The organism is Lysobacterales bacterium (assembly GCA_016703225.1).
Classification (GTDB): Bacteria; Pseudomonadota; Gammaproteobacteria; order Xanthomonadales; family Ahniellaceae; genus JADKHK01.
The window spans coordinates 69,734-84,284 of sequence record JADJCM010000003.1 but is presented as its reverse complement, the minus strand read 5'-3'; the positions used below and the strand labels follow the sequence as shown (position 1 = coordinate 84,284).

Annotated in this window: 16 protein-coding genes; 3 read left to right on the top strand and 13 right to left on the bottom strand. The window is 65.0% G+C overall.

Features of this window, described 5'->3' with window-relative positions:
- Positions 1 to 714: 714 nt before the first annotated feature.
- The 7 genes from IPG63_13545 to nth all read right to left on the bottom strand — a co-directional run bounded on the left by IPG63_13545 (position 715) and on the right by nth (position 6,533).
- Complete coding sequence (locus IPG63_13545; protein MBK6728260.1) at positions 715 to 1,557, bottom strand: hypothetical protein; 843 nt, start codon at positions 1,555 to 1,557, stop codon at positions 715 to 717.
- Complete coding sequence (locus IPG63_13540) at positions 1,538 to 2,020, bottom strand: hypothetical protein (protein MBK6728259.1); 483 nt, start codon at positions 2,018 to 2,020, stop codon at positions 1,538 to 1,540. Before IPG63_13540 ends, IPG63_13545 begins: the two co-directional genes overlap by 20 nt.
- 887 nt (positions 2,021 to 2,907) lie before the next feature.
- Positions 2,908 to 3,555, bottom strand: a complete 648-nt coding sequence (locus IPG63_13535; protein MBK6728258.1) for a DoxX family protein — start codon at positions 3,553 to 3,555, stop codon at positions 2,908 to 2,910.
- Positions 3,556 to 3,566: 11 nt separating this feature from the next.
- The gene (locus IPG63_13530) at positions 3,567 to 4,370 is read right to left on the bottom strand and encodes a putative DNA-binding domain-containing protein (protein MBK6728257.1); all 804 of its coding nucleotides are present in this window, start codon (positions 4,368 to 4,370) and stop codon (positions 3,567 to 3,569) included.
- Positions 4,360 to 5,211 carry a DUF692 domain-containing protein gene (locus IPG63_13525; protein ID MBK6728256.1) on the bottom strand — a complete coding sequence of 284 codons (852 nt, stop codon included), beginning with the start codon at positions 5,209 to 5,211 and terminating at the stop codon, positions 4,360 to 4,362. Before IPG63_13525 ends, IPG63_13530 begins: the two co-directional genes overlap by 11 nt.
- A gap of 22 nt (positions 5,212 to 5,233) precedes the next feature.
- Positions 5,234 to 5,680 carry a hypothetical protein gene (locus tag IPG63_13520; protein ID MBK6728255.1) on the bottom strand — a complete coding sequence of 149 codons (447 nt, stop codon included), beginning with the start codon at positions 5,678 to 5,680 and terminating at the stop codon, positions 5,234 to 5,236.
- A gap of 175 nt (positions 5,681 to 5,855) precedes the next feature.
- Positions 5,856 to 6,533: an endonuclease III gene (gene nth, locus IPG63_13515; GenBank protein ID MBK6728254.1), complete on the bottom strand. Its 678-nt coding sequence runs from the start codon at positions 6,531 to 6,533 to the stop codon at positions 5,856 to 5,858.
- 74 nt (positions 6,534 to 6,607) lie between these two features.
- Here nth and IPG63_13510 point away from each other — a divergent pair, with 74 nt between their 5' ends.
- A complete protein-coding gene (locus IPG63_13510) occupies positions 6,608 to 7,840 on the top strand; it encodes a hypothetical protein (GenBank protein MBK6728253.1) in 1,233 nt (410 codons plus the stop codon).
- A 44-nt stretch (positions 7,841 to 7,884) separates the two neighbouring features.
- A complete protein-coding gene (locus IPG63_13505) occupies positions 7,885 to 8,874 on the top strand; it encodes a threonylcarbamoyl-AMP synthase (GenBank protein MBK6728252.1) in 990 nt (329 codons plus the stop codon).
- Positions 8,875 to 8,879: 5 nt separating this feature from the next.
- Here the strand turns inward: IPG63_13505 and IPG63_13500 are convergent, their stop codons facing one another.
- On the bottom strand, positions 8,880 to 9,047 hold the full coding sequence (locus IPG63_13500; GenBank protein MBK6728251.1) for a hypothetical protein: 168 nt from the start codon (positions 9,045 to 9,047) through the stop codon (positions 8,880 to 8,882).
- Positions 9,048 to 9,116: 69 nt separating this feature from the next.
- On the opposite strand from IPG63_13500, the gene IPG63_13495 reads away from it, so the two are divergent.
- On the top strand, positions 9,117 to 9,602 hold the full coding sequence (locus IPG63_13495) for a GNAT family N-acetyltransferase (GenBank protein MBK6728250.1): 486 nt from the start codon (positions 9,117 to 9,119) through the stop codon (positions 9,600 to 9,602).
- Here the strand turns inward: IPG63_13495 and IPG63_13490 are convergent, their stop codons facing one another.
- The 5 genes from IPG63_13490 to hflX all read right to left on the bottom strand — a co-directional run bounded on the left by IPG63_13490 (position 9,603) and on the right by hflX (position 14,543).
- Positions 9,603 to 10,895 carry an adenylosuccinate synthase gene (locus tag IPG63_13490; GenBank protein ID MBK6728249.1) on the bottom strand — a complete coding sequence of 431 codons (1,293 nt, stop codon included), beginning with the start codon at positions 10,893 to 10,895 and terminating at the stop codon, positions 9,603 to 9,605. It lies immediately after the preceding gene.
- A 27-nt stretch (positions 10,896 to 10,922) separates the two neighbouring features.
- Positions 10,923 to 11,126 carry a DUF2065 domain-containing protein gene (locus IPG63_13485; GenBank protein MBK6728248.1) on the bottom strand — a complete coding sequence of 68 codons (204 nt, stop codon included), beginning with the start codon at positions 11,124 to 11,126 and terminating at the stop codon, positions 10,923 to 10,925.
- Positions 11,123 to 11,983 carry a protease modulator HflC gene (hflC, locus tag IPG63_13480; GenBank protein ID MBK6728247.1) on the bottom strand — a complete coding sequence of 287 codons (861 nt, stop codon included), beginning with the start codon at positions 11,981 to 11,983 and terminating at the stop codon, positions 11,123 to 11,125. The genes IPG63_13485 and hflC overlap by 4 nt, the downstream gene beginning before the upstream one ends.
- Positions 11,980 to 13,095, bottom strand: coding sequence for an FtsH protease activity modulator HflK (gene hflK, locus IPG63_13475; GenBank protein ID MBK6728246.1), 1,116 nt, complete (start codon positions 13,093 to 13,095; stop codon positions 11,980 to 11,982). The genes hflC and hflK overlap by 4 nt, the downstream gene beginning before the upstream one ends.
- Positions 13,096 to 13,223: 128 nt before the next feature.
- Complete coding sequence (hflX, locus tag IPG63_13470) at positions 13,224 to 14,543, bottom strand: GTPase HflX (protein ID MBK6728245.1); 1,320 nt, start codon at positions 14,541 to 14,543, stop codon at positions 13,224 to 13,226.
- Between the last annotated feature and the right edge of the window lie 8 nt (positions 14,544 to 14,551).

Sequence of the window (14,551 nt, the reverse complement as noted above, 5' to 3'; positions counted from 1 at the left end):
CCGCGGGCGCCGTCCTCAACAAGTTCTTCGTCCGAAGAAGGCCGGCAGGTCAATTGGCGACGCCATCAAAGAAACCGATAAAGAAACTCTGGATGTTGTCGGCTTGAGACCAGAAAATCCAAAAGGCGAGGAGGAAGAACAACAGTCTGATCCAACCGTGATGAAGCAGATGACGATCAATCAGCTTGACGTGGGGGAGGAGTCCATAGACACATAGTTAGCCACCGCTGCCCCACTGTGGGTCTGCTAGAGCGGCCAAACCGGCGGCGTCGAAGAACTGCGCGAAGTCGCGCCGAGGTTGAGGAATTCCTGAAGTAAGCTTGGCCGGCTTGCACCTAAACCCGCCGTTGGCGGGCCTAGCCAGTTTGCTATACGGCAGGTAGGCGATGCAGGCCGGCGCCACACTTCGCACCCTTGCGGCAAAGAACGGTAAGGCGAGAATCATGTCTGGATGTGTAGCTGACAAATTGCCGCCCCAGCCGTATACGCCCTTGTCCTTTTTTACCGCCGTCGGATATAGGCCCTTTACTTGTACGGGCCGAAGCAAAGTTGTCAGCCCGACCTTTCTCGAGACGACGAAGTCAAAGCCAACGTCACGTTTCGGAAAGTAAACCGCCCAACCAGAATCTCCGAGAATTCCGGCCACATAAAGTTCGGCGAAGTAGTCACGTTGTGTTTCTGGCTGAGGCACGGTTGCAGTGGCCCATGCCTGAGCTAAGCAGATGTCCGCTTGCGGGACGTCCGCTTGAGCGAAGGCTTAGCCATCTCCTTCACCGGAGTGCGCAGGATGTCTTCCTCAACACACTTGATGCCAATTGGGCTGATGATCACCGTATCGCTTTCTTTGTCGTACTCGACCAAGTTGGCGGAATCGAGTTGGCTGAGAACGCTCTTTCGATACATGGCAAAGTTGCTGTACTTTGACCAAGAGTACAAATCTTCGGCGAGCACTGCGATGTCTACCGAAGCGTAAAGAAGCAGTAGCGTCTTCTGCTTGAAGTCAAGGTCATTCCGCAGGACGCGCTTCTTGCCACCGACTTCCCATATGTCAGGAATGTCGCGCGACGACAGTGATGACACTAAGGCATCGGCCTCTTCGAGCGACATAGTGTGGAAGTTTCGGATGAGCTCGCAGACGATCCAATCAGCGACTCTTGTGATGGTGGCGCCGTCAATCGCGTTCGCATCGACATCGCCACCGGCATGACCGATTCCGCGCTTGTTCCGCAGCGTGTATAGAAAATTCAACGCACGAGGGATGACTATCCGGAGTGACTCGTTGCCCGCAGCCTTGGGCACCTGTGCAAAGTTCTCGCATTCCCCAGCAAAGTTCGATATTTGCTGGCCGAAAGGCGTGACCGCCTTCTTCAGCTCATGCTGCAATAGACGAACCACCGTTTCGCACAGCTTTCCTGCGCTGACGCCTGCTGCGTCATGCTTGGCTTCCGCTTGCCGGGCCTTCAACTCCAGGTAGGTCTTGATGATTCTGTTTCGATAGTCAGTTGGCACGTTCGCCAACGCGTCCTGGAGGGGTGACCTATGCTTGGGTGTACTCATACTGGCCGTCCTTGTTTTTTCCGCGCCTTAACTTGCCATCTCGAAGGAGGCGGAGGAGTGCGGGCGAGCATTCGTTGGCCTTGTAGTGGTGACCCTTCGAGGTGCCACAGTGGGTGACGATGGCACCGATGGTCTTGGGAGTCTTGAAGAACCCGCCGCCGAGCAATTGGCTGATCATTGCAAAGGCCCCCGGGGACGCCGACGCACGCGTTGTCTTGCGGGCCGGCTTCTGAGTCTGGGTCTTCTCGACTTCTCTGGCTGGCGAGCCGGTCTTGGTGGAAGCCTTTCGACGCTTGGTGCGCTTTGACGGCTTTGGCTCGGCACTGCTCGAAAGCGCCGGCGGCACCTCGATTTGACCGAGGAGAACCTCAACTACGCGAAGTTGGACCGCTTCGCTCTTGAAGGCGTTGATAACTTCGGCGATCGCTTTGAGCCGCTTCTGCATTTCGTCGAGATTGTTCACGAGAAGACTCCCTTTCGATTGCGGTGGCTAACGCCAATTCTCCGGCCGAAGGGTCGGACTGTCGGGAAGAGTCTGTGTCGGGCCGGGCGTGTGGGTCAAGAAATATCGCGGGGAGAATGCCGAATTGCAGTGGGGATTCGGGCGCGGTGGGGCGCAAGGATCGGGGCATTGCTGACGATGTACCGGGGACAGGTGTTATCGCAACGGTGGTCTTGGCATAGTCGCCGTGACGACCGCACGGAGCGGCATCGATCGCAGGTCGGCGGCGCGACCGACGGTGCTCGCGCCACACCGGCGTCCGGTTGCCGGTCTTGTGATGGCGCCAGCGCAGTGGTCGCTTCAGGCCGCCGTGCACGACTACCGGAACCACCCTGCGCCGGCCTCGCGCTCAATGGCAAGGGCATCTTCGATGTCGCCGTCGCTGCGGAAGAAGCAGTAGCCGCCATTGGGCCGAGAGAGTTTGAACGGGCTCCAGACTCGAACGACCAGGGCAACGCCGAGTTCGGGTGCCGGCGAGGATTGGAAGGCAGATTCTGCCTGAACCGAAGCTCGAACCGCCGCGATCGCTGCTGCGCTCGCCGCCTCCGCGGTGGCGGCACGCACGAATCGCGTAGTGGCAAATCCGCCCGAGTCGTTGGGCGGAATGCGCATTCCAGTGGCGGTGACGACAACGCGATATCGAGGCATCTGGACGCAGTGACCAACACCCTGCACCGACGGGATTGTCGGACTGATCGTTGAGTCTCGTCCGTGCTGGAGCGCTGCGTCAACAACCCTGCCAGCGGGCACCTACGCCGGGATCAGTCACCGCCCTGCAGCGACGTGATGGCGTGCAGCACCGCGCCGAGAGTCCTGTCTCCAGGAAGCTGCGGTGGCGCCCGCCGCCCTCACCCGCGCACGAAACGCTGGAAGCCGGCGAACAGCAGCGCGAGCCCGAGCAGCGCCAAACCGAGCGTCGGGATCAAGAACAGGAACGGGACGGCAAACACGAACGCGCCCAGGGACCATGCGTAACCATCGCCGATCGGCTGCGGCCAGGTATCGGTACCGATACGGTCCGCGATCAGTTGATCGAGACTGAGCTTGCCTGGGCCGTTGAAGATCAGGGGCAGCAGCATGACCACGAACAACAACGGCAGCTTGAAGTTGCCATGGCCTTGGTCGGAGATCGCGTAGCCCTTGAGCAGGTCGCTCCACATCGACCACATGTCCGGCCAGTGCACGGCGGCGGTGGCGACGAAGGTCAGCACGAGCAAGCTGAAGGCGAAGAATCGGGTGCCAAGCCCGATCCAAAGTGCCACCGCGCCGATCAACTCGAACCAGGTGGCCATGCTCCAGCTGATGCTGGCCGGAATCCGATCGAACGGGAACGGAAAGTCCGCCTGGATCGATGCAAACCAGTTCTCGCCGCGCAGCTTCTCGCGCCCGGCCTCGAAGAACTCCCAGCCCATGATCAGGCGCAGGATCAGCGGCGGCAGCACCTCGCCCACGGCCCGCAGCCGTGCGGCCACGCCACTCCAGACATCGATGAGCATCGCCGTGATTTTCATGCCGGGGTTCCGGTGGTGGCAGCGCGTGCATCCGCCAACACGGTGCCGAGCAGAATGTCGCGGGCGCGGAATTCGCGCAGACTGCGCGTGGCGCCGTCGATGATCTGCTGCGGTGGGAACTGCGGCAGGGCTTCCGTCAGCCCCAGCGTCAGGTCGAGACCAGCACGTCCGGGGTTCGCCACCAGCAGATCGAACAGTACTTTGGTCATCGGACTGAGTTCCAGGAAGGAAATTTCGTCGCGGCGGTTGCGCACGATCACCAGGTGGGTCGGCTGCGTCGGTGCCCGCTCCGGCTGATGCTGCGCGCTCAGTCGTTGCACCGGCCAGCGGTAGCTGAATTGCCACGCCAGCGGTGACAGCACCGGTGCCGCGGCAACCACATCGCCGGCCGGGTCATGCGCGATGGTGTCGATCTCGTGCTCGTCGAGCGCCAACGCCAGCTCGACCCACTCGTAATGCGCGAGCTCGGGCAGGAACGGCGGATCGCCGCGACCGGCGTCGGCGCGGGAGTCGAGATAGCGCTGGAACTCGCACCCGATCTCGGTGAACAGCGGCGTGTGCGCAGCATGCTCGCGATAGAAATCGCGCACCAGTCTATGCCAGCGCTGCACTCCGAGAACATCCCGGATCACCGGAAAATTCGTCGCCAGCAGGCTCTCGATGTTGTTGTAGAACAGTTCGCGATACACCTGCAGACGCGGCTCCGCCATCTCCGGAGGTGGCGGAAACAATTGCGGATCGCGCAGATGCCGCGCGAACTCGCGCTGCAGCGCCAGGGTGCCAGCGTCATCAAGCGACATCGGCCAGCCCTCGCTGGGGTTGCGCCGCGGCTTGCAGCATTCGGATGCGCTCGATCTCCGCGAGCAGATCAGCCATCGGCGGGAAATTGAAATCGCGTTCGAGCAGTGTCGGCTGCGGCCCAAAGCAGCGATAAGCTTCGGCAAGCAGATCGAATACCGGATCGATCACTGCCGCGCCATGGGTATCGATGATCAGATCTGCGGCCTCCTGGTAGTGACCGGCGATATGCAACTGGCTGACGCGATCCGCGGGCATGGCGCGGATGAACTCGAGCGCGTCGTAGCCGTGGTTAACGCTGTTCACATGCACGTTGTTGACGTCGAGCAGCAGATCGCAATCGGCTTCGCCGAGCACCGCGAGCACGAAGTCGCGCTCGCTCATTTCGCCCGCAAGCGGTGCGTAGAAGGAGATGTTCTCGATCGCGATGCGGCGACCGAGCCGGTCCTGCACCTCGCCGATGCGCGCGGCGCAGCGATGCACCGCGGCCATGGTGAACGGGATCGGCATCAAGTCGTAGAGATGGCCGTGGTCGCTGCAATAGCTCAGATGTTCGCTGTATGCGGCGATGCCATGTTGATCCAGGAACCGGCGCAGCTTCGCCAGGAAGGTCGTATCCAGCGGCTCCGGGCCACCCAGCGAGAGCGAGAGGCCATGCGCCGAGAGCGGATAGCGCTCCGAGAGTTCACGGAAGCGGCGACCGAGGCGGCCGCCGACACCGATCCAGTTCTCCGGCGCCAATTCAAGGAAATCGATCGCGCCGGGCGCGACCGATTCCAGCGGTGTGAGCAATCCGCGACGCAGGCCGAGGCCGGCGCCGCAGATTGGCGCGTGCGCGCGCATGGATGGGTCGGGGTTCATCGCCTTACTTCTGCGGAGCGGCTTCCGTTTTCTTGTCGTCGCCGCATTTGCCTTCGCCACATTTGCCTTCACCGCACTTACCCTCACCCTCGGCCTTCTTCATGCCTTCACCGCACTTGCCCTCGCCCTCGGCTTTCTTCATGCCCTCACCGCATTTGCCCTCGGCTTCGGCTTTCTTCATGCCTTCGCCGCACTTGCCCTCGCCACACTTGCCCTCGCCCTCGGCCTTCTTCATGCCTTCGCCGCACTTGCCCTCGCCTTCGGCTTTCTTCATGGCTTCACCGCACTTGCCCTCGCCACACTTGCCTTCCGCAGCTTCCTCGCCCGTGAAGCGGTAGCCGAAGCCGAGATCCTGGACGCGAAACAAGTCGCCGGCATTGGCGACAGCAACACTGCCAAGCAGGGCCGCGCCCACAGCGATCGACAGGGACTGGATGGTTTTCTTGGACATGGAACTCTCCACAAAATGGGATCAGGAACGGGATACGCCCGCCAACGCGCCGCTGCCGCAGCATCGGATTGCGATCGCGACCCGGCCAGAGGTCGCGACGAAACTTGACCACCGCGGGCGTGAACGCCACGTGGTAACTCGGTCTTGGCAACAGACCCGAGTCGGCCGAAGTTCCTTACACGCGCGCCTTCCTGCCCGTGCCTGCCGGCGACGGCGGCACGCCCGGCGTCTTGGCGCGGAAGCCGCACAGATCGCGGATGACGCAAGTCGGACACTGCGGCTTGCGCGCCTTGCAGACGTAACGGCCGTGCAGGATCAGCCAATGGTGCGCGTCTTTCCGGAACTCGGCCGGCACGCGCTTCAGCAAACCACTCTCGACCGCCAGCGGCGTCTTGCCCGGCGCCAGCCCGGTACGGTTGGCGACGCGGAAGATGTGCGTGTCGACCGCGATGGTCGGCTCGCCAAATGCCGTGTTCAACACGACGTTTGCGGTCTTGCGTCCGACCCCGGGCAAGGCTTCGAGCGCGGCGCGGTCGCGCGGCACCTGTCCGCCATGTTGCTCGACCAGAATCTGGCAGCTGGCGAGGATGTGCCGAGCCTTGGCATTGAACAGACCGATGCTTGCGATGTAACGCTTCAGTCCGTCGCTGCCGAGCGCGAGCATCTGTGCCGGCGTGCGCGCGACCGCGAACAGTTTTCGTGTCGCCTTGTTGACGCCGATGTCGGTAGCCTGCGCCGACAGGATCACCGCGACCAGCAGTTCGAATGCGCTGGTGTATTCGAGTTCGGTGGTCGGGTGCGGATTCAATTCGCGCAGACGCTGGAACAGCTCGTGTCGGTAGGAAACTTTCATCCGGCGATTGTGGCCGCTTGGCTCGCGTTGCGAAATCGCGGCTATCCTGAGATCCGTTCCTGCGAGCCCGTATCGTGCGCCATTGCCTGCTTCGTTTCGCGATTTGTCTGGCGCTGCCGGCGTCAACCGGTGTCCATGCCGCGGAGTGGTTCGGCCATGCGCGTGCCGGTTTCGACCTCAGCGATGCGCCCACCTCGTGGCTCGACGGCGGCGTCGGCCGCCATCTCGCCGATGCCGAGCACAACCGCATGCAGATCGAGACCCAGATCGCCATGCTATGGGAGCCGGACCCGGCTTGGCGTCTCTACCTGCAGGCGCTGACGCGCGGCGTCGCGGCCGGCAGCGGCCGCCACGTCGGCCTGGTGGAGGCGCATCTCGAACGCGACTTCTTCCTGGCCGATGATCGCCGCATCGGCCTGCGCGTCGGCCAGTTCTTCCTGCCCACTTCGCGCGAGGCAGTCGATCCACTCTGGCAGTCGCGCTACACGCTGACGCTCTCGGCACTGAACAGCTGGATCGCCGAGGAGTTCCGCCCGATCGGCATCGATGCGGCGTGGCAGAGCCGCGACGGCGAGACAGCCGAATGGGAGCTGGCGGCCACCGCTTTCGGCGGCAACGACAGCGCCGGTGCCTTGCTGGCCTGGCGCGGATTCGCCCAGCACGACCGCCTCAGCGTGCTCGGCGAAGTGCTGCAGCTGCCGCCGCTGGCCTCGCTCGCCGACGCCGGTGAGTTCGGCGGCCAGCGCGACGATGGCACGCGACCCTTCGGTCGCGATCTCGACGGCCGCATTGGCTACGCCCTGCGCGCACACTACGGCGACCCCGAACGACTGCGCGGGTTCGCGAGCGTGGTCGACACACGCGGCGACCGCGGCTTGCACCGCGGCGAATACGCGTGGCGCACGCGCTTCGCCGTGCTCGGCGGCGAATGGCAGAGCGGCGAGCGTTGGACCTTGGCCGGAGAATGGCTGCGCGGCAACAGCGGCATGGGCTTCGCGCCAGGACCGCGCGTCGACATCGACTTCAGCGCTGCCTATCTGCTGGCGAGCTTTGCGGCAAACGAGAACTGGCGCTGCAGCGCGCGCATCGAGCACTTCCGCATCAGCGACCGCGATGGTGTCGCCGAAGACAACGGCGATCGCGGCCGAGCACTGACACTTTCCCTGTTCCGTCAGTTCGGGGCCGACTGGCGGGGGGCCATCGAACTCGCGCACGGCACCGGCGAACATGCCGCGGCGCCACCATCCGGCCCCGCGTTCGACAGCGGCGGAAGCCAGCTTCGCCTTGAAATCCGCCGCAGTTTCTGAACAGCGCGCGTGTGCAGCGGGGTGCCGCCCGCTACGCTTGAGCGATGAACCCGCCGATGCACGTATCCGAAGCCGAAATCGCCACCGCCTGCGCGGCGCTGGCGCGCGGCGAAGTGATCGGCCTGCCCACCGAAACCGTCTACGGCCTTGCCGGCGACGCGCGCAATTCCGCAGCCCTGCAACGCATTTTCGCGACCAAGGGGCGGCCGTCGGATCACCCGCTGATCGTGCACCTGGCCGACGCCTCCGACCTCGACACTTGGGCCAGCGCCATCCCGGATTCGGCGCGCACGCTCGCCGCCGCGTTCTGGCCCGGGCCGCTGACCTTGATCCTCAAGCGCGCCACCCACGTGTCCGAACTGGTCACCGGCGGCCAGGACAGCATCGGCCTGCGCGTACCGAATCACTCGCTCGCGCTCGAACTGCTGCGGCGGTTTGGCGGCGGCCTCGCGGCGCCTTCGGCCAACCGTTTCGGACACGTCAGCCCGACCACGGCCCAGCATGTGCGCGACGAATTCGGCGACGCGGTGCCGATCGTGCTCGACGGTGGCCCGTGCCGCATCGGCATCGAATCGACCATCGTCGACCTGACCGCCGCGGCGCCCTGCATCCTGCGCCCGGGTCAGATCGGCGCCGCGGCGATCGCGCAAGTACTGGGCGCACCGGTGGCGATCGGCGTGCAGGCGACAAGTCCGCGCGCCTCGGGTTCGCTCGCCAGCCACTATGCACCGGACACGCCGGCAGAACGCGTCGCCAACGATCGTCTCGACAGCGTCATCCGCAGCGCGCTCGGTGGCGGCGAAACCATCCGCGTGCTGGCGCTGCGACACCTGCCCGATGGCGTGCACGGCTTGGTGATGCCGAACGATCCTGAGCAGTACGCACGCCACCTCTACGCTGCCTTGCGCACGCTCGACGCCGAAGGCGCCGAGCGCCTGCTGATCGAGCTGCCGCCCGACACGCCGGCATGGGTTGCCGTGCATGATCGCATCGCCCGCGCCACCGTCTCGCCCAGCGACGACGACGCGCCTTAGCGAGATCAGCGCTTGCGCTTGCGCGCCGCGCGCTTCGCTGCGGGTTTGGCCGGTGCCGCTGGCGCTGCTTCGGGCGGGGCCGGTTGGTCGCCGATGATCGACTTCGCCGGACACACCGCAAACACCGGGCAACGCTTGCAGCCCACGGCAATGGCAACGGGGCAGATGGTCATGGCGCGCACTCCAGTGGTCGGGACCGCAGTCTAACGCGATACTGCACGCCCACCGATCGCGAGCTTCCGATGAGCACTACGCTGCGTACCGCCACGCCCGAGGACTTGGCGCTGATTCTCGGCTTCATCCGCGATCTGGCGACCTACGAGAAGTTGCTGGACCAGGTGGTCGCCGACGCGCCATCGCTCCAGGCCGCGCTGTTCGGCGCGCACCCGCAAGCCGAAGTGGTGATCGCCGAGCGCGACGGCAGTGCCGCAGGCTTCGCGCTGTACTTCCACAACTTCTCGACCTTTCGCGGTCGCCGCGGCCTCTATCTGGAAGACCTGTTCGTGCGCCCGGAGCATCGCGGCGCCGGCATCGGCAAGGCCCTGCTCGCGCATCTCGCGAAGCTCGCGATCGAGCGCGGCTGCGCGCGCTTCGAATGGGCGGTGCTCGACTGGAACGCGCCCGCGATCGGTTTCTACCAGTCGCTTGGCGCGCACGTGCTCGACGACTGGCGTGTCTGCCGACTCGATGGCGAGGCACTGGCGCGACTCGCGGCCAGCGCGGACTGATCAGGCGAACGGATCGCGCAGAACGATGGTGTCATCGCGGTCGGCGCCGGTGGCGACCAGGGCAATCGGACACTCGGCGAGTTCTTCGACTGCGCGCAGATAGGCGCGTGCGGCCGGCGGCAGCTTGCTGAATTCGCGGATGCCCTGGGTCGGTTCCGACCAGCCCGGAAATTCGAGATAGACCGGCTTGCACTCGTCCCAGCCGGCGGCATCGAGCGGCGCCAGCGTGCGCTGCTTGCCACGGTATTCGTAGGCGATGCAGACCTTGACCGTGGGCATGCCATCGAGCACGTCGAGCTTGGTGATGGCGAGACCGTTGATGCCGTTCACCTGCACCGCGCGGCGCAACGCGACCAGATCGATCCAGCCGCATCGGCGCGGGCGTCCGGTGGTCGCCCCGAATTCGTGACCGCGTGCACGCAGGCCTTCGCCTACAGCGTCGTTCAATTCGGTCGGGAACGGGCCGCCGCCAACGCGCGTTGCATAGGCCTTGCAGATGCCGAGCACGTAGTCGATCGCGTCGGCGCCAACGCCACAGCCGGCGAGCGCGCCGCCGACGGTGGTGTTGCTCGAAGTCACGTAGGGATAGGTGCCGTGGTCGATGTCGAGCAGCGAGCCCTGCGCGCCTTCGAACAGCACGCGCTTGCCGGCCTTGCGCAGATCGCAGAGCAAGGTCGAGACATCATCGACCATCGGCTTGACGTAGGCGCCAAATGCGAGCGCGTCGGCCAGCACCTGCTCGACGTCGACAGTCTCGGCCTTGAGCCAGTGCTCGAGCACGAAGTTGTGATACGCGCAGGCAGAACGCAATTTCTCGGCCAGCTGATCCGGATAGAACAGGTCGGCGACACGGATGCCACGGCGCGCGACCTTGTCCTCATAGGCCGGGCCGATGCCGCGTCCGGTGGTGCCGATTGCCTTCGCGCCCGAGGCCTTCTCGCGCGCCTGATCGATGGCGATGTGGTAGGGCATGATCAGCGGCGTTGCCGGCGAAATTTTCAGGCGCGGGCGCACATCGACACCCTGCGCTTCCAGCTCGGCGATCTCGGTCTGCAACGCGGCCGGCGAGAGCACCACGCCGTTGCCGATCAGGCACAGTACGCCGTCGCGCAGGATGCCGGACGGAATCAGGTGCAGCACCGTCTTCTTGCCGCCGATCACGAGGGTGTGGCCGGCATTGTGACCGCCCTGGAAGCGCACCACGGCGCCGACCTGTTCGGTCAGCAGATCGACGATCTTGCCCTTGCCTTCGTCGCCCCACTGCGCGCCAAGAATGACCACCGACTTGCCCATTGCGATCTCCGCGAAATCAAGAAAGGTTCAATGCGTCAGCAGTTGGATGCCGACCAGCCCGACCAGCATCGCGGCCACGCCGATCCAGCGCAGGCGCGCCGGATCGAAGGTGGCCATCTGGCTCATCATTTTCTGCCAGCTCGCCGGCATCGCCGCGAGCATCAGCCCCTCGAACACGAACACCAGGCAACCCGCGATCCACAGGGTATCGCCGAGGCCGCCCTCGTTCACCGCTTGGCGCCCTCGCCGAAGTACTGGAAGAACTCGGATTTCGGATCCAGCACCAGCACCGAGCCCGGCTCCGTGAAGGACGCCCGGTAGGCTTCCAGGCTGCGCCAGAAGGCGTAGAACTCGGCATCGCGATTGAACGCTTCGGCATAGATGCGCGCCGATTCGGCGTCGCCCGCACCGCGCAGCTCCTGCGCATCGCGTTGCGCCTCGGCCATCGCGATCTGCGCATCGCGCTCGGCGTTGGCGCGGATCTTCTCGGCCGCCTCGGTGCCCTGTGAACGCAAGCGGTTGGCGACTGCCTTGCGTTCCGAGGTCATGCGATCGAACACCTTCTGGCTGACCTCGTCGGGCAGGTCGATGCGCATCACGCGCAGGTCGACCACCTCGATGCCGAGTTCTTCGACGGCCTTGCTGATGTTGTCGCGCAGTTCCACCATGAGTTCGGAGCGCTGGTCGGAGACCACTTCCTGCAAGGAGCGCTTGACGATTTCCTTGCCGAGCGCATTGCGCGTGGTCGAATCGAGACGGCTCTCGGCCAGGCGTTCGTCACCGGAAGACGCCGTGTAGAACTTGGCCACATCCAGGATGCGCCACTTCACGAAGAAGTCGACCAGCACGTCCTTGCGCTCGGAAGTCAGGTAGCGCTGCGGCTCCTTGTCCAGCGTGACGATGCGGCGCTCGAACTTGCGCACGTTCTGCAACAGCGGCAGCTTCCAGTGCAGGCCGGGGCCGAAGTCGGAACGCAGCACGCGGCCGAACTGCAGCAGCACCGCGCGTTCGTTCTCGCGCACGACGAAAGCCGAGTTGCCGGCGACGATCGCGAGCACGGCGATCAAGAGCAGGATCAGGTTCTTCATTGCCGCGGCTCCCTCGCCACCCGGGCCGGATCGAAGGCTTCGCGCACCGTGCCGGCGCGCGTCGCGCCGGCCTTGGGACTGCCGTCATCGCGCACTTCCGGCAACACCGGCACGACCACGTTCTGCATCAACTTGTCGAGCGGCAGCACCATCACGTTGTTGCCACCGCCGGCATCGACCATGACCTTGGGATTGCGCGACAGCACTTCCTGCATGGTTTCCAGGAACAGGCGCTTGCGCGTGACCTGCGGTGCCCGCTGGTACTGCTCCAGCAACTGGCGGAAACGCGAGGCTTCACCGGTGGCGCGCGCGATCGCGCTCTGGCGCTCGCCTTCGGCCAACGCCTTGTTGCGCTCGGCCAGGCCGCGCGCCTCGGGCACGATCTTCTGCGCGTAGGCCTCCGCTTCGTTCTTGATACGCTGGTTGTCTTCGCGCGCCGCGATGGCGTCGTCGAAGGCTTCCTTGACCTCGGCCGGCGGCCGCAGGTTCTGGAAGTTCAGTTCGGTCACTTCGAGCCCGGTCTGGTAGCGCTGCAGGGTCAGCTGCAACTCGGCCCGGGCCGTGGCCGCGAGTTCGGTGCGCTTCTCGCTGAACACATCGTCCAAAGTCGAAGCGCCGATCACCTGGCGCACCGCGCTTTCCGCGGTCTGGCGCAGGGTGTCCTCGGTCGAGCGGCCGCCGAACAGGAACAGATAGGGATCGGACGCGGTGTACTGGACGTTGAAGTCGACCATGACCAGGGCTTCGTCCTTGGTCAGCATGCGCACTTCTGCGGAATCCGAACGGACGCGCGTGGTCTCGACCACATCGACGGTCTCGATCGGGCGCGGCCACTTGAAGTTCAGGCCGGAACCCATGACGCGGTCGAACTTGCCGAAGCGCAAGACGACGCCACGTTCGCGCTCGTCGATGGCCTGCCACGAGTCCATCGCAAACCAGGCGCCGAACACACCCAGCACAATCAGCAGCGGCCCGGGAAAGCCACCGCCAGCGCCGAAGAATCGGCCGAAACGGTCCTTCAGCTGCTTGAGTGCCGCATCCAAATCGCGGGGCTCCCCGTCCTGCCAGGGATCGCGGCGCTTGTCTTTGTTGCCAGGTTCGTTCCAGGCCATTTCCTGCTCCGCGCCACCACCGTGGCAGCGCTCTGTGGGTTCAGCCGTCTTCGGCGGGCGGCATTGTAGGGGAAGCGCCGGTCAAGGCCAGCACGAAATCTGGCAATGCGCGGCGCCGCGCTCGACGATCAGATGGCGTCCGCCGCGGCCAGCTTCAAGTGCCCGCGCAGGCGCTCGCCGTCGCCGTCGGGCAATCCGAACAGCGGTTCGAGGGCGGTACGCGGCGCGTCGATCTCGACCTGCCAGCCATCCTCGTTGCTGGTTTCGGCGGCGATCACACCGGCCGCGAACAGTCGTGCACGTAGCCGCGCCTGGTCGTGGCCGAGACAAATCGACTGGCGCACGCGGGTGCCGGCGAAGCGGTCTCCGATCGCGGCGCGAAGCAGGTCGAGCCCCTGCCCCACGATTGCGCTGACGAACACGCGCTCGCTGGCGCCGCCGTCGCCGGCATCGCGGCGCGGCGCCATGCCCTCGACGCGGTCGATCTTGTTGAACACCAGCAGTTGCGGCACATCGCCGGCGCCGATCTCGGCGAGCACGGCATTGACCTGGTCGATGCGTTCGCCGCGATTCGGATCGGAAGCATCGACGACATGCAGCAGCAGATCGGCCGACTTCACTTCCGACAGGGTGGAGCGGAATGCGGCGACCAGATCGTGTGGCAGGTCGCGCACGAAACCGACGGTGTCGGCGAGGATGGCCGGGCCGCTGGCCAGGCCGTCGAGCTTGCGCAAGGTCGGGTCGAGCGTGGCGAACAGTTGGTCGGCAGCGAACACGTCGGCGCCGGTGATGGCATTGAACAGCGTCGACTTGCCGGCATTGGTGTAGCCGACCAGGGTCACCACCGGCAGTTCGCCGCGTTCGCGCTTGCGCCGCGCCTGTGCGCGCTGCACCTCGACCTTGTCGAGCCGCGCCTCCAGCGCCTTGACCCGGTTCGCGATCATGCGCCGATCGAGTTCGAGCTGGGTTTCACCCGGACCGCGCAGACCGATGGCACCGCCGCGCTGGCGTTCGAGATGGGTCCAACCGCGCACCAGGCGCGTGGACAGATGCTTGAGCTGGGCCAACTCGACCTGCAGCTTGCCTTCGTGAGTGCGCGCACGACTCGCGAAGATGTCGAGGATCAGGCCGGTGCGATCGACCACGCGCGCACTCAGCGCCTTCTCCAGATTGCGCTCCTGCACCGGCGACAGGTTCGCGTTCACCAGGATCAGGTCGGCGCCATGCGCTTCCTTCAACTGGCGCAGTTCATCGACCTTGCCGGTACCGAGGTAGAAGCGCGGATTCGGCGACTCGATGCGCGCGCTCAGCGTATCCAGAATCTCGGCACCCGCCGAGCGCGCAAGTTCGGTGAACTCGAGCAAAGCCTCGGGATCGGGCCTGCCGACCGGATGCGGCTGAACCAGCAGGGCGCGTTCGCCGCCTTGACTGCGACCGAAGAAGTCCAAGAGGAATC